General features: G+C 49.0%; 23 protein-coding genes. 3 read left to right on the plus strand and 20 right to left on the minus strand.

What is annotated here, in order from left to right:
- Positions 1-254 precede the first annotated feature (254 nt).
- Positions 255-1,337, plus strand: coding sequence for a glycosyltransferase family 4 protein (locus MHI48_RS24540; protein WP_307720256.1), 1,083 nt, complete (start codon positions 255-257; stop codon positions 1,335-1,337).
- 65 nt (positions 1,338-1,402) lie between these two features.
- Here MHI48_RS24540 and MHI48_RS24545 read toward each other — a convergent pair whose 3' ends face one another.
- Together MHI48_RS24545 and MHI48_RS24550 are read right to left on the minus strand one after the other, a co-directional pair.
- Complete coding sequence (locus tag MHI48_RS24545; protein ID WP_036673588.1) at positions 1,403-2,887, minus strand: DHA2 family efflux MFS transporter permease subunit; 1,485 nt, start codon at positions 2,885-2,887, stop codon at positions 1,403-1,405.
- A gap of 263 nt (positions 2,888-3,150) precedes the next feature.
- Positions 3,151-3,510, minus strand: coding sequence for a hypothetical protein (locus MHI48_RS24550; RefSeq protein WP_076253288.1), 360 nt, complete (start codon positions 3,508-3,510; stop codon positions 3,151-3,153).
- A 186-nt stretch (positions 3,511-3,696) separates the two neighbouring features.
- Between MHI48_RS24550 and MHI48_RS24555 the strand changes: the two genes are divergently transcribed.
- Positions 3,697-4,935: a glycosyltransferase family 4 protein gene (locus tag MHI48_RS24555; protein ID WP_076319755.1), complete on the plus strand. Its 1,239-nt coding sequence runs from the start codon at positions 3,697-3,699 to the stop codon at positions 4,933-4,935.
- Positions 4,932-5,102, plus strand: coding sequence for a hypothetical protein (locus MHI48_RS24560; RefSeq protein WP_179086550.1), 171 nt, complete (start codon positions 4,932-4,934; stop codon positions 5,100-5,102). The genes MHI48_RS24555 and MHI48_RS24560 overlap by 4 nt, the downstream gene beginning before the upstream one ends.
- Before the next feature lie 144 nt (positions 5,103-5,246).
- On the opposite strand, the gene MHI48_RS24565 is transcribed toward MHI48_RS24560, so the two are convergent.
- The 18 genes from MHI48_RS24565 to MHI48_RS24650 form a co-directional block, all read right to left on the minus strand.
- Positions 5,247-5,777 (minus strand): GNAT family N-acetyltransferase, encoded by a 531-nt coding sequence (locus tag MHI48_RS24565; protein WP_047841228.1) that lies wholly within the window; start codon positions 5,775-5,777, stop codon positions 5,247-5,249.
- Positions 5,778-6,026: 249 nt separating this feature from the next.
- Positions 6,027-6,743 (minus strand): glycosyltransferase, encoded by a 717-nt coding sequence (locus MHI48_RS24570; protein ID WP_076329042.1) that lies wholly within the window; start codon positions 6,741-6,743, stop codon positions 6,027-6,029.
- Positions 6,744-6,839: 96 nt separating this feature from the next.
- On the minus strand, positions 6,840-7,556 hold the full coding sequence (locus MHI48_RS24575) for a glycosyltransferase (RefSeq protein WP_074096304.1): 717 nt from the start codon (positions 7,554-7,556) through the stop codon (positions 6,840-6,842).
- Positions 7,553-8,494, minus strand: coding sequence for an NAD-dependent epimerase/dehydratase family protein (locus MHI48_RS24580; protein WP_405142066.1), 942 nt, complete (start codon positions 8,492-8,494; stop codon positions 7,553-7,555). The genes MHI48_RS24575 and MHI48_RS24580 overlap by 4 nt, the downstream gene beginning before the upstream one ends.
- Positions 8,476-9,303, minus strand: a complete 828-nt coding sequence (locus MHI48_RS24585; protein WP_076329040.1) for an SDR family oxidoreductase — start codon at positions 9,301-9,303, stop codon at positions 8,476-8,478. Before MHI48_RS24585 ends, MHI48_RS24580 begins: the two co-directional genes overlap by 19 nt.
- A complete protein-coding gene (locus MHI48_RS24590; protein WP_017692517.1) occupies positions 9,300-10,286 on the minus strand; it encodes a polysaccharide biosynthesis protein in 987 nt (328 codons plus the stop codon). The genes MHI48_RS24585 and MHI48_RS24590 overlap by 4 nt, the downstream gene beginning before the upstream one ends.
- Complete coding sequence (gene wecB / locus MHI48_RS24595; RefSeq protein WP_076329077.1) at positions 10,279-11,370, minus strand: non-hydrolyzing UDP-N-acetylglucosamine 2-epimerase; 1,092 nt, start codon at positions 11,368-11,370, stop codon at positions 10,279-10,281. Before wecB ends, MHI48_RS24590 begins: the two co-directional genes overlap by 8 nt.
- A gap of 14 nt (positions 11,371-11,384) precedes the next feature.
- Positions 11,385-13,010, minus strand: a complete 1,626-nt coding sequence (locus MHI48_RS24600; RefSeq protein ID WP_143781472.1) for a glycosyltransferase family 4 protein — start codon at positions 13,008-13,010, stop codon at positions 11,385-11,387.
- 66 nt (positions 13,011-13,076) lie between these two features.
- On the minus strand, positions 13,077-14,216 hold the full coding sequence (locus MHI48_RS24605) for a glycosyltransferase (RefSeq protein WP_076329039.1): 1,140 nt from the start codon (positions 14,214-14,216) through the stop codon (positions 13,077-13,079).
- 60 nt (positions 14,217-14,276) lie between these two features.
- On the minus strand, positions 14,277-15,371 hold the full coding sequence (locus MHI48_RS24610) for a glycosyltransferase (RefSeq protein ID WP_083677493.1): 1,095 nt from the start codon (positions 15,369-15,371) through the stop codon (positions 14,277-14,279).
- A 441-nt stretch (positions 15,372-15,812) separates the two neighbouring features.
- Positions 15,813-16,154 carry a hypothetical protein gene (locus MHI48_RS24615; RefSeq protein ID WP_051446920.1) on the minus strand — a complete coding sequence of 114 codons (342 nt, stop codon included), beginning with the start codon at positions 16,152-16,154 and terminating at the stop codon, positions 15,813-15,815.
- 1 nt (position 16,155) lies between these two features.
- Positions 16,156-16,455, minus strand: a complete 300-nt coding sequence (locus MHI48_RS24620; RefSeq protein ID WP_017692511.1) for a hypothetical protein — start codon at positions 16,453-16,455, stop codon at positions 16,156-16,158.
- Positions 16,452-16,793, minus strand: coding sequence for a hypothetical protein (locus MHI48_RS24625; RefSeq protein ID WP_017692510.1), 342 nt, complete (start codon positions 16,791-16,793; stop codon positions 16,452-16,454). The genes MHI48_RS24620 and MHI48_RS24625 overlap by 4 nt, the downstream gene beginning before the upstream one ends.
- Positions 16,794-16,816: 23 nt before the next feature.
- Positions 16,817-17,104 carry a hypothetical protein gene (locus tag MHI48_RS24630; protein ID WP_017692509.1) on the minus strand — a complete coding sequence of 96 codons (288 nt, stop codon included), beginning with the start codon at positions 17,102-17,104 and terminating at the stop codon, positions 16,817-16,819.
- A 121-nt stretch (positions 17,105-17,225) separates the two neighbouring features.
- Entirely contained in the window at positions 17,226-17,978 is a 753-nt protein-coding gene (locus MHI48_RS24635; protein ID WP_017692508.1) for an amino acid ABC transporter ATP-binding protein, read from the minus strand.
- On the minus strand, positions 17,975-18,685 hold the full coding sequence (locus tag MHI48_RS24640) for an amino acid ABC transporter permease (RefSeq protein ID WP_036673453.1): 711 nt from the start codon (positions 18,683-18,685) through the stop codon (positions 17,975-17,977). Before MHI48_RS24640 ends, MHI48_RS24635 begins: the two co-directional genes overlap by 4 nt.
- Positions 18,686-18,770: 85 nt before the next feature.
- Entirely contained in the window at positions 18,771-19,526 is a 756-nt protein-coding gene (locus MHI48_RS24645) for an amino acid ABC transporter permease (protein WP_036605839.1), read from the minus strand.
- 23 nt (positions 19,527-19,549) lie between these two features.
- Positions 19,550-20,371, minus strand: a complete 822-nt coding sequence (locus tag MHI48_RS24650) for a transporter substrate-binding domain-containing protein (protein ID WP_036673581.1) — start codon at positions 20,369-20,371, stop codon at positions 19,550-19,552.
- Positions 20,372-20,663 lie beyond the last annotated feature (292 nt).

Below are 20,663 nucleotides of genomic sequence, written 5' to 3' on the forward strand. Positions count from 1 at the left end.
TTCGCTTCTTCAAGTTATTTCTGCCCTCTCCGTTATCGTGTAAATGTTACGTTGAACTTATGTAATAGATGATGGGCACGGGAAGTTCCTTGTATCTTACGGGAGCTATCCTAGCCTCAGCTTAATGACACTTAAAAGACAGCTTAAAAATATATGTCCAAAATGTGAACATTCTGACCAACACCCACACCCTGCGCTTAAAGCCAACGTAACATAGAGTACAGGAGAATGTGCTCCTGACCAAAAGTCAGAGGGTGAATCGTGTGAAAGTATTATTCACGTTTTATGTTCCGAGCGGTGGCGTGGATACGTTAAATCGACTGCGCACCGCTGTTCTGAAACGCCATGGCATTGAAGCGCACCTATTGTATCTCAGCACAGGCTCGGGATTGCAGAACAACAGTGATACACCTATTTTCACCGCGTCCAGTGACGAGGATATCCATCATATCATCCATACTCATCATTATGATGCCATCATTGCCACTTCAGACATCGCTATGCCCGGCCGTTTGAGAGGACTTGGTTATACCGGACGAATTATTTTTGAAGCGCAGGGACTCGGAGCACGCGATCAAGCTCTGGAAACGATACAGATGGGTGTCCCATACCTCCAAGCTCATTGTGATGCTGCCGTTATACCTCCCACAGACCACCTGCTGGATATGTTCATTCATATCTGTCCCTGGCTTCATCGGTTTGTTATTCCCAATATGCTGGATACAGACACCTTCGCACCAATCTTGGTGGATACCCCACCCTATCCGGTGCTGGCTTGGGTAGGACGACTTGAACACAACAAAAACTGGCGTGAATATCTAATCATATCGAGTGAAATCGTCAAAAAAAATCCGGAAGCCAGACTATGGTTGTTCCACGATCCAACTTTGGCTAATCCAGAAGATGAAGTCATGTTCCGGCACATGCTGGCAGAATACGGGCTTGAGGATCGGATTGGCATCTTTATCAATGTTCCTCATTCTCAGATGCCTGCATATTATTCTATGATTGCCGCTTCAGGGGGCATCATGTTATCCACTTCCCTGCTTGAAGGATTCGGTTATGCCGTCGCTGAAGCCATCTCTTGTGGCTGCCCGGTGCTCAGCACGGATTCGGATGGTGTGCGTTCATTTATCACACATAATAAGACTGGTAAGTTTTATCCAATTGGAAATGTAGAGGCAGCTGTAGCCGAAGCAAGGGACCTTATGAATAACAAGAAACTGCGTGAGTATATTCGCATTCAGGGCAGACAGCACATGAGCTTGTCTTTTTCACCAGATCGATATGCCATTTCTTTCCGTGAAATGATGACAGCACTGCGAATTTTCCATTGAGCATAGCTAAAAAGGCAGTTCAGCAAAATTTCTCTGAACTGCCTTAGTATGGTTTTTATAGAGTCTTAGTGTCCCATCATCATCGCGGGATCAGGCTTGTCGCCATTTTGAAGTTCTTCTTCCGGCATCGGTTTTGGTTTCCGCAGAATCAGACTGAGCAAACATCCGAACAATGCAATACACGCGGCCAGGAAGAACGTATCATTGAAACCAGCCACCAAACCATGCACGATAGCGGTCGGCTCTGTACTCGTTGTATTGTCTGCGATTCTTGAAGTCAGGAAGCCTGTAAGCCCTGCAACCGCAAAGGACACGACTACTTGCTGTGCAGCAGCCGTGAGCGGTGTCACCCGTCCAACCAACTTACGCGGAGCAGCATTTAATACATGCGTATTGAGTGGCATCATGGACAAGCCCATACCCAGACCCATCATGACCAGAGCCGTTATAATCAGGCCAAGACCTGTCTCTGCCGTAATGGAGGACAGAATAAACAATGCTCCTGAGATAATACCCAGACCCACGAAGGCCAGAGGTCTAGCACCGATTTTATCAAACAATCGACCACCAAGCGGCATACCCACTCCGGAAGCCAATGCCTGTGGCAGTAGAATCAATCCTGTTTCCAGTGCAGTGTAACCTTTAATCTGCTGCAAATAAAGCGGGATCAGGATCATCGCACCGAACAGCGCCACTTGTGACACCCATGCGAGAATAATTCCCCGTGAGAAATCAGATGATTTGAATACCCGGAGTTCGAGCAATGGATTTTGATGACGAAGCTCCACAATAATGAACAAAATGAGCGCTACACCACCCACAATGACACCCGTCAAAGTTGTTGCAGACGTCCAGCTCGTTCCACCCTCACTCACACCGTAAGCCAGCATCGAGAACGCAATTGGCGCCAGAATCATGCCGAGCAGATCCAGTGCAGGTGTGCGTCCACGATCTGTATCAGGCAGAAACTTGATACATAGAATGAAAGCTGCAATACCAATAGGCAAGTTAATCAGGAAGATCCAGTGCCAGCTCAGTGATTCAATAAACCACCCGGACAACACCGGACCCAATGCGGGGGCAAGCAGCATGGGAATTCCCAGCATCCCCATGATGGAACCTCTTCGCTCAGGCGGAGCCAGACGAAAGACCATCGCCATACCAATAGGAGCAACCATGCCTCCACCAAGGCCTTGAATGATACGGTAAATGATTAATTGCTCAGGTGATTGAGCGATCGAGCATAACACTGAACCCAAGGTAAACATGGCAATGGTGAACAGGAATACTCTTTTGGCACCAAAACGGTCCGTTAACCAGCCTGCCAGTGGAATAACTGCAGACAAAGCCAAGGTGTAACCCGTAACCGTCCATTGGATCGTTTTAAGATCCGTTTCGAAATATTGAACCAGATTTGGAATGGCCACGTTCACCACCGTGCTGTCCAGAATAACCATAATCATTCCGACGATAATTGCCAGGAGTGGCAGTATAATGGCTTTAAGCGAAAACTCTGCCGGCTCCTGGGGTACTGCTGTTTGTTCTTTCACGTTCTCCACACTCTTTTCCAGCCAGTAGATCGCAGGCTTATCTATGCGTCTCACTCAGCCTATATTGACGACTAATTTCAAACTATCGTTTTAAATCGTCGTTTTAAACTTTCGTTTAATACTGATCTAATTCTAATGAAAATACCTTTGCTGTCAAGCTATTTTTTCAGACAATTCTACTATGGATACACCACAAAAAAATGGAACAGGCACCTTCCCTGCTCCACACGTTGGTTAATCATGATTATGCAATGATGTCCATATCAATCTGCAAGCTTCATCATCTGATATTCTGACAGTATGCCCAATGTCTGACCGTGAATACTTCTGCAATATATTCGAATAACCAGATGCTTCGGTGAAGAACTGTTGCTGATGATCCTCAGTTCATAAGGCTCGGATGACACATCCAGATTATGAATGACCTGATTACCGCCCGCTCCCCCCGAATTTGACGTTAGGTGAAAAAGGTGTCGATACAGTTCTCCGTGAATACTGGCTCCACCAACAAATACATCCGTCCCTTCCTCGCCGCCCACATAGGCCAACTCCACATCCATGTACTTGACGGGAACAAATGTCTGTAACAGATTCTCATGAATCTCAAGTAAATATACCGCCACTGTAGATCCCTCCTTCGGAGCACACGAACCTTCCTGTACATAGGATATGCTTCCTCTCGTCCATTGCCATTTGCATTCACCCATTTTCGACCAATTACACGGAAATGCCCGACCTTCCGGTCCTCTTTTTTCATAGAATAAAAGGATAGAAGCTCGGCCGGTGCAGGCCGTGACAAGGAGGTAGCTATGAAAGTTCTGCTCGTTACGTATTGGGAGCTTACACATATGGGAGGCATATGGACATATGTTAAACAACTGGCCGACAGGTTAATCGCACTTGGTGTAGAGGTTGATATCATGGGCACAAATGGTGCCAATAACGAAGTATATGTTCGTAATCTGAACCGAGCTTTCTCCAAGGATAAGGTGTGGCCCATGTTGCAAGCCAAACTCAATCCGACTGATCTGCCACAATTCACTGCCGATCCTCTTCTCGCTTATTATGAACTGAATAGATATGCCTTCGAGATGGCAGCCGCTTATCTGGGAGTGGACCACTATGACGTTATTCATGCGCAAGATCCGGTAGCTGCCGTAGCCATAAAACGCATTCTGAACCGCAATATCCCACTGGTTACAAGCTATCATGGCGCTCTTGCACGCGAAGCCTTTTACGATGCTCAAAATTCCAACCCACAGCTTACTCTCCCTTCATATTTGCAATCCAAGCGTGGACGTTATTTTCTCTCATTGGAAGAGCGAAGTGCAGCACAGTCCGAGCTCATTCTCGTGTCAAGCCACTGGATCAAGAGTACGCTTACAGAGCTTGCCGTTCCTGAATCAAAGTTCAGACAGATTCCCTATGCTGTAGATCTCCCAGCCTACCGTGCCTCAGCAGCTGTGAAGTTCCGCCAGCGACCACCTGCGGGCAAGAAAGTCATTGCCTTTACCGGACGACTTGAATACATCAAGGGCGTTCATGTGTTAATCAAGGCCTTAGCCAGTCTGAAAAATAAACGTTCCGATTGGGTCTGCTGGATCGCAGGAGAAGGCAATCTAACCGATGAATTGCGTTCACAGGCCGCGTCAACGGGGATTGGAGCCGATGTTGTGTTCTGGGGCAAGCTGGACAATATTCCTTCCTTCCTGCGCCATGCAGATATCTATGTCCAGCCCAGTCTGCAGGACACCCAGCCGTTCTCCGTTACTGAAGCGCAACTGGCGGGTGTACCTGTTATCGTCAGTGGTACAGCCGGCATGCCTGAGATGGTTGACCCTGGACGCACAGGATGGGTTGTTCCTCCGCAGGATGTCGACTCGCTCCGTGAACTGTTGGATGCACTACTTGAGGATGATGTTACCCGGAGAACAGTGGGTGCGGCGGCGAAAGCCTGGGCTGAACAACATCGTTCACTGGAAGTGATGGGATTGCGTACATTTCAAGTCTACCAAGAAGCCATCTACAGAGGAGGACATACAATATGACGTTACTTGTACCAAGTGATCTATACAATCGCTGGTTTTCGACTCCAGTTTCCACACCTCACATCAACGTGGATTACGCTGTAATGAATGAATTGATGAAGAAGCTGCCTAAAGGATATGTATTTCCCGATCCTGCATCCATGGTGATCATGAATTCAAAAGATTGAGTTGTCCAATGATATGCCGTCTTTATATAACATGCCGAAATATCAAACAAGGGGTGTCCCATCTGTCATATGAATGACTGAGGACACCCCCTTCTCGTTTCAAATGTTTTCTAACGGACCGAGAACACGCTATTCCAGATCTCTCTAATCTGTCGCCAACTTGGAATACATATTCAGATCACTGAACGTTTCGCCTGCCCTCTCGTATGCTCTGAGGGTGCCTTCGTATGTGAAATTGAGCTTTTGTAATAGCTTGATAGAATTCACATTATCGGGGTCAACCTTTGCTTCCATTCGATTCAGCTTCATGGTCGAGAATGCATGAACTAACAAAGAAGAGATCGCTTCCGTAGCATATCCTTTCCCCCAGTGTGATCTGGCAATGTCATACCCAATTTCTGCTTTGAGATTGTCAAAATCCAGTGCATTATAACCACATGAACCTATGATTTCGTTGGACTCTTGCACAAGGATAGAGAACCGAATGGCCTTGTTTTCCTGAGCAAGATCATTCAGAAGATTAATCATGGCTATAGCTTGATTTTCATCCGTAAAATGAGTGATATTCATAAATCTAGTTACATCCGGATCAGACCAAATTTTAAACAAGCTGGCCGCATCCGATACGTTCATTTTTCGCAAATATAACCGTTCTGTGTATAACTCTGTAATCAATACTCTTACCTCCATTAGTTTATTAATAGTTGGGTTTAAGATATTGATATCTGCGCATAGTCCAGTCCCTTCCGTGTATGAATCATTTCATTATACAGAGACTTCAGCAATCGATCACCCTTTGTGTCCACGTATCTGTCCATAAAGCAAAAAAAGAGCTTCCACTTATAACACTTAAAAAGTGTTTCATAAGGGTGCTCTCCTGTCCATTTAACACCTATTCCATTCAGCCATCGTTGCCAAATCCATCTACTTCCAGTACCCGCCAACCTGAAGTAAGTTAAACAGAATAGGCCGATGCTTCTCTTGAACTTTTTCCATCTCGGCAACCAGTGCCTTGAAGTGACGTTTGGTTCCCATTGACTCATGCAATCGGTAACACATCAGAGGTTCATTGTAGTAGAACAGCTCATACATTGGAAACAGCCTCATCCACATCTCATAGTCATGGGTGTAGCGAAAATCAGTGTCGAACAGTCCAAACCGCTCAAATGCTTCCATCTCTAACATGACAGTACAGCCGTTGATTGGACAACCTTCCAGCAGTACCTGCAACATCTCCAGACGACTTCCCACTTCCGGATGCACCGTATCCAACCATTCACTCTTCTCATTCACATAATGGTAGGCACCATGGCAGAATGAAGCCTTGACCTCGCGCATAAACGTCAGTTGTTTCTCCACCCGGTCCAGCAGCATCACATCATCTGAGCTGAGCCAGACAAAGTAATCCCCTGTTGCATGTTTGATGCCCTCATTTAATGCTGTCGCGGTTCCACCGTTTTCTTTGCGAATATAGCGGATGGAATCCATGAATGGCTGTAGCCGCTCCACGTGCTCGGTTGACCCATCATCCACCACGATGACCTCGATATGCGGATACGTCTGGTGAATGGCACTGTGAACAGCCTGCTCGATATAAGCACAATTGTAAAAAGGAATGACGATCGATACTTTTGGCTCCATTCGGGCCTTCCCCTCCTCTTACTATCTTAGGTAAAATGCTGCGCAAAGAGGGCGTTAATCAGCCATCTTTTGGCTTTCTTAACTGCCCTCCCTACGCTACCCGCCAAGCGTCGCTATTCGTTGCAACAGCGGTTCCCGATATCTGGACCATACCATGGATGCCTCTCTGCCGATGACATCCGCATGACGTACCGATCCCATTCCACCATGCCACCGATAGGCAGTAAGCGGTTCATTCAGGTATGGGAACCGATGACCGTTCAGTACAATACGCATCCAGAGATCCAGATCATGGGTGTAGGGAAGAAGTTCATCGAACAGCCCCACTCCGCTAAAGAGATCCTTGCGAATCATGACCGTGCAGCCATTCACTGGATTGCCGTTAACAAACCGTCGTAGTAAATCCATATCCGACATCGGTTCAGGCCCACCATGCATTTTGGTAACTGCCGAATGCTCGTTGATATAATGAAAGTTGGTATGTGAGACGAGCACATTCTCACGCTGCATAAACTCCAGCTGATAACGAATTTTATCCGGGTACAGATAATCATCCGAACTGAGCCAGGCTACATAATCACCAGAGGCATGGCGGATGCCATGATTAAGTGCCGAAGCCGTCCCGCCATTGCTTTTGCCAAGCACATTAATATAAGGAAGATAGGGTTGAAGCAACTCTGCATGCCGGGTTGAACCGTCATTCACAACAACGATCTCCACATCAGGATACGTCTGGTTCAGCGCACTTTGAATCGCCTGAGGCACATAAGGGCAGTTGTAGAATGGAATGACAATGGATACTCTCGGATTCAACTTGTCGTCCTCCCTTGCTGGACACGAACATCACTCAGGATATCCTGAAGTGATGTGGCAAATGGAATCATCGGCTGCCAGCCAAGCTTGCGCAGCAGTGATAATTCCTCCTGTTTCCCCGAACCATCCGGACCAGAAGATGCCCCATCCCAGCGAACAGGAACTTCCGCTTCTGTCATGGACAACAGCAGATCTGCAATTTCACCAAGACTGCGCTCGACTCCAGACACCACCGGGTATACTGTACCGCTGGACCCGTGTACCAGGAGGGTCGCATACGCTCTGATGGCATCCCGCACATCCAGAAAGTCACGGGTATTGTCCCGTCCGGACAGACGGAATGCCTCGGTTTTGCCCGCCTGCTCACAGGCAACAACATGGCGTGCAAGCAGTGAACAGATGCCTGTGGAAGGACCCGCACCAATCAGATTGCCTGGCTCCGCCAGCATGATCTGTTGTCCGAAGAGCGACATCCACGACAAGGACACCATCTCTTCCAGCGCTTTACTGAGGCTGTATGGATGCGGTGGCTGGGGAATTCGGCCAGGTTCCGGCGTATATTTTAACCTCGATCCTACAATAACGGTTCGTGCTGTCGGACAACTGCGAAGCGCATCCAGCAGATACAGCACGGCCATCACATTGGTCTCCAGGACCAGTAGCGGATCAGACCACGAATCAGGCACTGAATTTTTGCCAGCGAGATGCAGCACATAGTCGGGCTGCACCTCGCCGATCAGATGACGTACTTGCTGTTTATCGTTCAGATCACAGACATGGACTTGTGCACCTTTACCGAATGAATACACATCCGGCCTCCGGACTACCGCTGCAACCACTGCACCCGCTTCCCGAAAATAAGATACGGCATGTCGCCCGGTAAAACCGGAGGCGCCTGTAATCAGCACTTTTTTGCCTCTCAGCTCTGCTCCATCCATAATGCCAACTCCTTCAGCATTGTAGAATAATCCGGCAGGTCTGTCTTCACATCCTCGCGAGTGGACACCAGCGTACGGTCCTGCACTACACTGTCATCACGCACAATCGTCACGTCCTGCTTATCCCAGGTCTGCTTGAACAATACAAGCAGGTCATGCTTGCTGACAGGTGCCGGATGAGCTAAGTGGATCAGACCACTAACCGATGAGGCCAGGTAATGGTCTACCCATTTGGCCAGCTCAAGTGTGGTCACACCGTTCCAGAATACGCGGGTATACCCCCCGACTTCACCTGTGCTGGACATAAACCATTGCATCAGACCAATGCCGCCCTGGCGAATCTCGGGTCCAATGATGGACGTACGGATCGTCAGATGACCTTCATCCTGAACTTCGCCAAGTGCTTTGGTGATGGCGTAAGCTGAAGTCCCATCTGTAACATCATCTTCCCGGTATACTCCCCTGTCCCCGCTGAACACACAGTCCGTGCTGATATGAATCAGGCGTGCACCAATCGTATCTGCAACCCGCCGCAGACGATGTGGCAGGAAACCGTTAATATGATATGCAGTTATTTTGTCCTCATCTGCGAAGTTGTTCAACACACCTACAGCATTAATAATCACATCCGGGTGCACAGCTTCTACCAATCGATCAACCATGAAGCTGTCGTTCACATCCAGGAGCAGACCATTGGGGTCCGTTACATCCCGAGATGTGTAGAAGACGCTGTGTACACCTTGACGGCGGAAATAGTCGACCAAAATATGGCCGGCCATTCCGTTTCCACCAAGTATCAGCAGTTTCATGACAAGAATCCTCCGCGTTTCAGAATTTCACGAATCTCCTCTTTGGTCATGAGTTGATGCTCAGAACTGAAACTGTTAAAGGAGACCGGGGGGCAATTGGTATAATGTTCACGCAGGCCCGGTATACCCAGGGTAGGAAGAATAACCAGGTACTGCTCATCGTAGACAACGGTGGTCATGCTCTCGAATTCACTCATCAATATTTCATGGATTTTCTCCCCTGGACGAATGCCACGTTCCACAATACTCACATTCTCCACACCGGAATCCTCAATCAGCACTTCCGCAAGATCAACGATTTTGCAGGTAGGCATCGTCATGACAAAGATCTCTCCGCCTACACTTTCCACCGAAGCTTTGAACAGCAAGGTAATTGCGTCCTTCAGCGTAAGAAAGAATCGAGTCATACTCATATCCGTGATGGAGACCTGCCCTTTCTGGCGGATCTGATTCTTGAACAGATGTACCACACTTCCGTTTGTTCCTAGTACATTCCCGCCCCGTACCGTAACAAACTTGGTATCGCTGTGTAACAAGTTTGCATATACAATTAATTTCTCGCCGATCGCTTTTGTCATGCCATAGAAGTTGGACGGATTGGCCGCTTTGTCAGTCGAGATATAGATTACTTTTTCCACCTTGTTCTCAATAGCAGCCTCAATTACGTTCTGTGTACCAATCACGTTGGTTTTGAGTGCTTCGTACGGTTGGTCTTCACACACCGGAACATGCTTGAGCGCAGCCAGATGAAATACATAGTCCACATGCTGGCAAGCCGCCGTCAAGGCGTCCTTGTCACGAATATCTCCAATCCGGAAATGAAGACGCGGGTCTTCAAATTCACGACTCATAGCTACTTGGCTAGACTCGTTCCGGGAATATACAATAATTTCTTTGGGCTGCTGGGGCAGTAGTTGAGCCACAAGTTCATAACCCCATGATCCCGTACCGCCAGTCACGAGTATACGCTTATTTTCAAACATGCATTTTCCCTCCAAGCAGAAATTTAACCACTTTACTGGATACATCTGTGGCTTTGTAACCTTGCGGGCAATCCCAGTCGCTAGACATCTTTGTCATGACTTTCACGCAATCAGCGATGCGCGCGGCATCCAGACCGGAGACGACATTGCTGCCGCAATCGACCGTTTCCGGCCGCTCGGTAGTTCGACGCATCGTTACGGTCGGCACGCCCATAATGCAACACTCCTCCTGCACGGTACCGCTATCCGTAAGTGCACAGCGTGCATGACGTTCAAGCATTACAAAGTCGAAGAATCCAAACGGCTCGTGAAACTCCACCAGCGGATTCATCTCCAGATGCAGATGCTCCGCAATCCGGATCGCTGTACGCGGATGAATACTGCAGATCACACGCAACCCGTGTTCCTCTGCGACCTGGTTCAGCCCTTTCATAATCTCCAGCAAATGAGGGGCATGATCCACATTCTCGGCTCGATGGGCAGTAACCAGGAAGTATTGCCCGGACTTCAGCTTGAGCTTTTTGAGTATTTTGCTGGAACTTACTTGCGCGTCGTAGTGCTGCATTACTTCATAGATGGGATTGCCCGTTAGCACGATACGCCTGCTTGGTACCCCTTCACTGACCAAATGTTTCTTGCTCTGTTCCGTGTAAGGCATATTAACGGTGGAGATGGCATCAATAACCTTACGATTTTTCTCTTCAGGCACATCCAGGTCGAAGCAACGATTGCCTGCTTCCATATGAATAACAGGAACACCCATGCGCTCAGCCAATATTGCACATAATGCGCTATTGGTATCGCCGAGCAGCAGCAATTTATCGGGCTTCTCCTGCAATATCAGATCTTCCATCTGCGTAAACATCGAGGATAGCTGTCGTCCCAGAGTGGCCGCTTCATCCTGAAGAACGTAATCCGGTGCGCGCAGGCCCATTTCCTTGAAAAAGAGACCGCTGAGACTTTCCGTGAAGTTCTGTCCCGTATGCACCAGAATATGTTTGGACGCGTACTGGTCCAGCTTGGAGATGATCAGGCTGAGCCGTATGATCTCAGGTCTCGTACCCAGCACCGTCATGATCTTCATCGTAATCCCTGCCTTCATCTTGTATTGGAACCCTTGCGCCCTGCTCGGCTACGTCCTGCCTTGGCAGATTTGCGTCTGCGACTAGCCGATTTCCCCATATGTGGACGCGGTCCCTTCGTTGTACGGGTTCTCCCCTTACGTCTGCCAGTTCCGGAAGTACGTTTCAGCCCCTCACGGTCTCGGCGAGAATGAGGTGCAAGTGGCTTGCGACGACGTTTCCGCGTTTTGCCCCTCTGTTGAATCGGCTTTGCAGCCGGGACAGTACCTGAGGCAACAGGAGCATCGTGACCCAATGCGATTGGAGGTAATGAGGATTGTGGCAACGCCTGTATGACGGTCAGTGGGAATAACAGTGCCCGAACCGTAGTTGGCTCCAGAACCAGTACAGTGCGTAGTCCTCCCTCCCCATGGGTATACACAGGTCCATTCGGAGGTTGGATATAAGCAAACCATCCGGGAAAACGCAATAACCACTGTGTCACCATCGTATGCAGTTTCGTTCGGTAGGTTTCAACGCCGTAGAGCCTTTCCGCTTCTGTCCGATTACTCCACCCCGTATTCGAGGCCAGCTCTGCATCATTCAGCAAGGTTGTTGCCAAGGTGACAAGCGCTTCGGTATCACCCGGTGGGGCCAGAAATGCATCACTGCCTACGGATTCCATTAATTCCTTCAGTCCACCCTGAGCAAAAGCGATGACCGGTTTGGCAAAATAGAGACCCTCCAGTGCGGTCATGCCAAATCCTTCTTTGACCATGCTTGGGATGACCAGGATATCCATCGCGGTATATGCCAGAGATACGTTCTCTTCAAACGTAGTGAAGGTAAACCGGCGTGAATACCCGGATTTTTTCACCCGTGATACACACTCGTCGTAATACTTTTTATCCGATGGTGCCCCGATGATCCAGAAGCGACAACGCGAATGTGTTTCACAGATCCTCAAGGCCATATCCACAAAAGGTTTCAACCCTTTGGCATCATATATAAATGAAGAAATATAACCGATACAGGTCTGCGATGATTTGAAACCGAGCTCCTTACGCTTGCGTTCGCGCAGATGAACCCAGCGGTCCGGTGCTGGTAGCGCGGGTTCCCAAGTTGGGGAGATAATGGTCACTTTGTCACCTATGCCGGCTTCGTGGAATGGGGCTACCGCTGTCTCGGATATACCGATAATCCAATCCGCGTAACGCCCAATCATCTGGATTGCCTCGTTTGTATGTTCATTCGTATGAATGATCTCGGTAATCTTCCAGATGACCGGAATCTGAAGGGACTTTGCCGCTACAGCCGGCATCACATTAACGCAGGTGTTCGTTAACACCATATCGGGAGCAGTCTCCCGTATTAGGGAGACTGCTTCCTGATACGCTGGTGTATGACGAAGATGCTCCGCATCATCTGCAATGCCCAGGTAAGGTGTGTACACACCGTGAAGCATCGGCAGAGTGCATATTTTGACCTGAATGCCGAATCTTCGCGCAAGGCCCGCAAGCTTCCCCTCCTGAGGGGCTACGAGCACACATTCAAAGATCGTACCGATCTCTCTCATAAAATGAAGCAGCAGCTTCTCGGCACCTGTAATGCTGCGAGTATTACACACATGTGAAAATAACATCAGCTTTGGTTTCGTTGCCATGGCCGCACGGACCCTGTACACGATTATCCGATACAGGGTACTGTGCACACCTCCTCCCGGCCAGAATTAAGGGAATATGATGGTTAACATTTCATTAATTCTTTTGCCATACGTGTGGTCTTTCAGTGTACGTTCAAGTCCACGAAGTGCAATCTCACGGCGTTCCTTTTCATGAGTAAGATAATATTCCACTTTGTCGAGTAACTCCTGCGGCGAGGAATATGTCTCAATCTCCACACCCGGTTTGTAGAAACGCGCAATGTCATCCCGGGCGTCGGTCAGCTGTAGCGTCGTGGACGCGGCAATTTCAAACGTTCTCGGGTTAGGTGAAGCTGGCGCGATTTTGAGGTGATTATTATTGACGGAATCATCTTCGTGGGATCGATGCAGGTTGATGACAATTTTGGTGCCATTGTACACATCATTGGTCTCCGGCGGACTCATCCAGCGCCCGAGCTCAATCTTCTCGCCATAGGCAGTATAGTCAGGCAGACGGTCCCACCAGATTCCGTTAAATACCGTATTGTGTGACATCAACTGAGGCATGATCGGATTGAAGAAGTATACCCGGTTCCAGTAGGCCGAGCCGATAAAGCTGACATCCCGTTTTAACGGGGAAGGAGTTGTAATCGGAAAGTAATGATTAGTAAATGCGGCAAAAGGGAGGTAGTGAACGGACGCGCAGCCGATTTGTCGATATAGATCGATACAGTTCAGTTCCAACGTGAAGACATGGTCAAAATGTGTCACAATATCCAGCGTCATATCTGTATAGTACGGGTCATCCGTGAGCCAGATCGCCGTCTGAATGCCCGCTTGGCGAATCGCATCGATATGCTCGATGGGGATATCCATTCCATCCAGCACAAGCACAAGATCAGGACGCGTCTGCATCGCAATTTCAGAAATCGGTTGACGCGGATCAGAGAGGGTTACTTGAGCTACCATACCCTGTAGCGTGGCCATAATGGCCTCATCCAACGGGGAGTAAGGGAAGCCTTTACCCGAGGATACATACAGCACGTGAAGCTGTCGGAAAGGCAACGGTTCCTGTGCACAATTCACAATATAGTTGGCGCGACCGCGCAGATATCCTTCTTCCTTACCTGCGTCATATCCGGCATGTTGCCCATTTTTGCGTGCTTGATCAGCCAGGCTCAGTACGGGTGCATGAACCTTTTTGGTTTTACGGTGTTTGAGAGACATACCGCCACTCCTTTATTTTTTGGGATAGGATTCTTGTTGATGTTGCACTTCAGACGGGGATTACAAATGTTCCAGCAACTGACCGATCCGGCGAGTGAATGTATGCTGGTTCATCGTGGTGAGAAGTCCACGCCACGCCATCGCCTGTCGTTCTTCTTCATGCTTCAGATAATAGTGGATCTTGCGCTGAAGTTCTGCTGCGTTGGTGAACGTCTCGATGTCATATCCCGGCTTATAATAACGGGGTAAATCTGCACGTGCATCCGTAATCTGCATTGTGCCGCAGGCGCTGATCTCATACGTGCGTGGATTAATCGAGTGACCCTTAAGATGATGTGTATTGCGATTGTCTTCCCCATTCTCGCAAGTCCGGTGAATGTTAATGACAATCTTGGCGCCATTGTAATAATCTACTGTCTCTCCAGGAGCAATCCATCCTTCGTGGATGAAACGGCCTAGTACATCATAGCGTGTCAACCGATTCCACTGGCTACCCGCAATGAATACCTTTTTGTCCGCTAGAAAAGGGGCCAGCTCATCAAACAAGGCAATCCGGTTCCAGAATCCGGTACCGATAAAACAAATGTCGTGCTGATGCTGCGGTGCGGCGCGCCGCGGTTGAAACATGCCTGGATTCACCGCGAGTGGCATATAGATAACCTGGTTCGCTCCATGTCCCAGATAGAAGGGTACGGCGGCCTCTTCATGCGTGAAGACGACATCATAGTGCTGGCAAAGGGACGTTGTATCTTCGGTGAAATACGGATCATCCACAAACCACACGGCAGTTCGGATACCGAGTGCACGTATGCCATTCACCTGCTCTACATGATCTGCGGGAAATACATGCAGACCATTCATGACGAGCACAACATCGGGCCGATGCTGACTGGCTTCCTGCAACATCGTTGCTGGCGATCCAACAACGCATTCACGTACAGATTGCTGCAGAGCCAAGGTGACACCTTCATCGATGGCATCGAATCCTTGCGGGATATATAACACCTTCATGTCCCGCAGGGTCGGTTCAAACATCTGCACCCGCTCCATCATGGCTTGACAGCCGCCAAATCTGCGGCCTTCTGCATATCCGCCGCGGTAAGCCGTTTCCGCTTCGGTCAGCGGACGGTGCCTTCGTTTTGCCACATTATTCACCCTGTCTTCCTTCAGGAGATCTCACTTCCAGACTCTCCCCGAGATTGGTCTTCCCTCTAAAGGATATGCCTCGGGGTCAGATGCATCATGGACGGGTGTCCTGCAAGGCGCAAAATTGGCGCATGCCCTCCACATCCGCCTGTACGGGCATGTCCGCTTTTGCGGCGATGCAAATAACCCGGAGGATCTGTCCCCCCGGGCTATCATCATTTGTTAGAGGATGTTCAAAAAGTCCGCTTTTGATTACGAAGGATGCCTATAGGCATCACCAGCATCGAATATGAAATTCAGCCGAAATGTCCGTTGCTCACGTAGTCTTCCCTACGCTCCGCTACTCCATTTCTAGCTTCATCCCATCTTCTCGGTACTGAAAACCGGTCTTTTTGAACTGGCACTGTTATACAGGTATCATTCCATGCAGGAATAATCCGGTCTACCCGGTTACTGTGCTTTGTAAGCCAGCTGATGTCCGTCCTCGAATCCCTTGGCGAAACCCGCGTTGAATCCCTCGTTGTACGCCTCGTTGTATCCCTGGCTGTACGCACCGTCCGGGTTCGGATCGGTAGGGGTAGCCGGGACGACTGGTTGTACGGGCTTTGGACTCCGGTGCCGCCGTACCGCACGTTTCTTTTTTTTGAGCCACGCACTGCGTCCTTTAAGTGGACGTTTGTGAAGAACACGTTTGGCTCTGAGCGCACGCAGTTTGCGAATTTTGCGCAGACGGGCTCCACGGATTAACAAAGCTCTTTTGGTTCTCAGTCGTATTTTCTTTTTCTTTAACATGTCAACATTCCTCCTGTATGTCCCGAACGATACGAATTGCACACCCGGGGTCTTTGAGCCACGGCAAGCCAGGCTCCCCATGCTGGATTCGGGCCAGCCTGATTCCCGTAACCATACGAGACATTTCTGCCTGATAGCGACTCAGCAAACGAATGTTTTCGGCCAGACTGCGGGCGGATACTTCCGAATGAGCGGTTACACTGGCTACACTGTCCAGAATGCGTGCCAGCGCCTGCTGACTGTGTGCAATGGATTCAATGAGCGCCAGTTTGGCTTCCTGCTCACGCCGCATCAGACTCATTTTCCCATGTCTCCCAGATCCATGCCGCCAAACATGCCACCGTCCATACCGCCGCCATCTTCGCTATCGTTCTGCACCATCACCGCTTTGAGATTGTTGCACAGTCCGGTCTCCATCCGGGTTAATCCTTCCAGCAATTCCACCAGCTGATCATGCATTTTAAGCGGCTCGCCTACCTGATCCCCATGCGTCAGAAAGGTATCCCCATTCAAATGATTCAGCGTCCAGTTCCGTACCTTCTCGGCCTCAATCGCTTTTGCCTCCAGGATCAGGGCAATATTCCACTGCATTTTGGCTGCTGCGTCCAGCATCAGAATGAGGCTCTGTTCTCTACTCATGTTCCTTCACCCGCCTTCCGGGCTTATTCTTCTTCTTGAACCGCGATCTCCCGCATGACTTGGGTCAGCGTTTCGGCTACAGCCTCTTCCAGATCTGCAAGGCCCCCCAAGTAAGAGATAATGCTTTTGTTGATTTGCCCAGAGCTATCCAGCAGACCGTCAACGCCATCCAACTCCGGTTCGATATCTGGCAAATGATTGATGATTTCAGACATGCGTACAGCGACTTGGCGTTTGGCATCCAGCACACGTGCGATCTGCTGGTGAGAGTGTGCAATATGTGTGATGATTTCATCGATTTTGCTCTGCATGGTCCTCCTCCTTACCGTCACGGCCTGCTTCACCCATAGAAAAACCCGGCCTATCAGCATTTGCCTGTTACAGCATATGCCGGGCCGGGATCGTCAGTTACTACAGCTTGCGCCTATATCGTCAGATGACATAACTCCAGTCGGAAGAATATCGACTGAGGAATTGGCGAGTACGTTCCTGCTTGGGACGTACAAACACCTCTTCCGGGGTTCCTTCCTCCACAACGGAACCTCCATCCATGAAAACAACCCGATTTGCCACCTCACGGGCAAACCCCATTTCATGGGTGACTACAATCATGGTAATCCCCTCTTGAGCAATGGAGCGGATGACAGACAACACTTCACCCACCAGCTCGGGGTCCAGCGCCGAGGTCGGTTCATCAAACAAAATCACTTCGGGATTCAGTGCCAATGCTCTGGCGATGCCCACCCGTTGCTGTTGTCCACCTGACAACATACTTGGATACTCATTGATTTTGGCAGACAGTCCGACTTGTTCAAGCACGCGCAAGGCACGCGTGCGGGCATCGGCTTTGGACATTTTCTGGGCAATAATTAAACCTTCCGTGACGTTATCCAGCACCGTCTTGTGTTTGAACAGATTATAATGCTGGAACACCATCGCCGTTTTTCGTCTCAACTGCACAATGTCATGTTTGCGTGCATGCTTGCAATCGACGGTTAATCCACTGATCTGGACCTCGCCCTCATCGGCACGTTCCAGAAAATTGACACAGCGCAGCAGCGTTGTTTTGCCTGATCCACTCGGTCCAAGGATCGCTACGACATCGCCCTGTTCCACGGTCAGATCAATTCCCTTCAATACTTCCTGCTTGCCAAAAGTTTTGTGTATGTTTGTTAGTGTAATCATGACACGCCTCCTTTGCTGTACACGGCAACCCGACGCTCAAGCAGAGCAGTGATCCGCTCGGCAATGATGGTTAGCCCCCAGTAGATAAATGCTGCGGCGATAAAGGCCTCCAGAAACTTCAGACTGACGGATGCCACCACATCCGCTTTACCGAGGATGTCCATCTGAGACACGGTAAAAGCGAGTGTTGATCCATGCAGGAACCCAACAAACATACTGCACAGGTTAGGCAATACCGCCCCGATCGCTTGAGGGATGATGATGCGCCTTAAAGCCTGGAATGTGCTCATGCCTACAGCGTGAGCCGCCTCCATCTGGCCGATATCCACAGCAAGAATGCCTGAACGGATAATCTCGGACATATAGGCGCCCGCAGTGAGTGAGAAAGCAATCAGTACAAATACGAGAATTGGAATCGACGAGGATTGGAAAGCCCAACCGTAACGTTCCGCCAGCTTATCGATAATCATCGGAATACCGTAATAGATGAGGAATAGATGCATCAGCATCGGTGTTCCACGCAGGAATGAAACGTAGAAGTCAGCAATGCGGTGAATCCACCGCACGCGATAGATACGGATCAGAGCTGTAGCCAGACCGATTCCGAAGCCTGCAATCAACGGAACAATCGTAATGACAAGTGTCAGTGGCAATGCCTTCAGGATTTGAAAAAAAGATGTATAGATAAACTGGAGATCAATCGACATATGCTCACCCCGCTATTCGTTTCAGTGAGAGTTCAAAAAGTCTGGTTTTCAGTACCGAGAAGATGCCGCCAGGCATGATTCGTAATCAAAAGCGGACTTTTTGAACAACCTCTTTCAGGCGTTTGGCTCGAATTGCCGGTTTGTGTACAACTCTCTTGCGTTCATGACGCTGGAGTCTGCGTTCTGCAAAGGCAAATCCTTTTTCAAGCACAATAACAATGACATAATAGACCACAGACAGACTGATATACACTTCAAGTGCATGCGATGTAGCCGAAATTAACGTCTGCCCTCTGCCCACCATATCCATGACACCAATGGAGAAGGCCAAAGACGTATCCTTTAATGAACCGATTAACGTGTTGGCCATGTTCGGAAAAGCAACAATCAGTGCCTGCGGAACAACAATCCGCCGAAAAGACTGGAATGTGGTCATACCCGCAGCATAGGCTGCTTCCGTCTGACCTTTATCCACACTGCGCACCGCTCCGCGAAAGATCTCGGCAAAGGATGCCGCGTCACTAAGCGCATAGGTCACGATGACAAATAACAACGGGTCGGTTCTCGACAGGTCGATGCCAATGGGTTTGAGCAACTCGGGAAGTCCGTAATACACCAGGAACAATTTGATCAGGATCGGTGTGCCCCGCATGAATGAGACGTACAGGGTGGCCAACTGGCTTAGTACCGGAATCCGATACAGCCGGGGAACGGCCAGAAGCACGCCGCCCACCAGTCCGAGCACGATGGAACCACCCAGTACAATCAGTGTTATATGCAAATATCGTAGCAGTTCCGGGATGAAATCCAGAACCAATGACAGATCAAATGATTTTCCCATTACCGCTGCACACCTTTCTCAGACTACTCTTCAACCGTATAGTCAGCTCCAAGCCACTCAGTGCTCAGTTTGCCTAACGTTCCATCTTCTTTGATCGCTTTGAGCGCTTCGTCCACTTTGGTTTTGAGCTCCTGCTCATCTTTGTTCAGAATAAAGTACACTTTGGAGTTGGAGAGGGCATCTCCTACCGTTTTCAACTGAGCATCAACCGCCTTATTCTGATAATCAATGGCAAACTGCGTGCTGATGGTGGCATCCACCCGGCCTGTTTTAATCTGAGTAATGGTATCCTCACCCGCTCCGGAATAAACGATATCAATCCCGTTGCCGTTCGCTGCATTCCATTTCTCAGCGAGTACAGCCGCATTACTTGTGGCACCAACAATCAGTTTTTTCCCTTTGAGATCCTCAATCGATTTTACTTCCTCATTTTTCTGACTTACGACAATTTTATTTGGAAAAATATTATAGGCTTCATCATTAAACAGGAACTTGGCCTGTCTCTCATCATTCACTTCCATCTGGTGAGCGATCAGGTCAATTTTTTTTGTTTCCAGACTCAGCAGCAGGTTTTTGAAATCCATGGTGCTGAATTCGAATTCGTACTCAGGCAAACGTTTGTCGATCTCCCGGATCAGTTCCACATCATAACCTGTTAACTTGCCATTCTCATCAATGAAGCAGACATTTGGGAACTGTGTACCTGTTCCTACAATGATCTTTTTCACTTTGGTGTCGCCTGCTGCCGAAGCAGATTCTGAATCATTGCTTGCAGTTCCTGTGCTGCATCCAGCCAGTACCGCCAGCATTGTAATGAACAGCAGTGCTGTCCGGAATTTTTGAATCCCCCGTTTTTTAACCATTCCCAATCTCCTCCACAGGCTGTTATCACAGCAAATATGATGTGTACTCCCATTCCTCTTCCTATTAACAAACCATTCTTACTTGTATAGTCGGAATTAGGTTGAACAAAGAATATCATTACAAGTCATCTTAGGGCAATAACTAAACTAATAGGACATCCTGATATGGTTATAGGACTTCTCTATAGTACAAGAAAAAGCCATCCCCCATATCGATTGGCGGATGGCTTCTTCTTGTATGACTCTCACTGATTATACCATTTTGGCGGTGCAT

This window comes from Paenibacillus sp. FSL H7-0942 (genome assembly GCF_045040715.1).
In the GTDB taxonomy this organism is placed as follows: domain Bacteria; phylum Bacillota; class Bacilli; order Paenibacillales; family Paenibacillaceae; genus Paenibacillus; species Paenibacillus amylolyticus.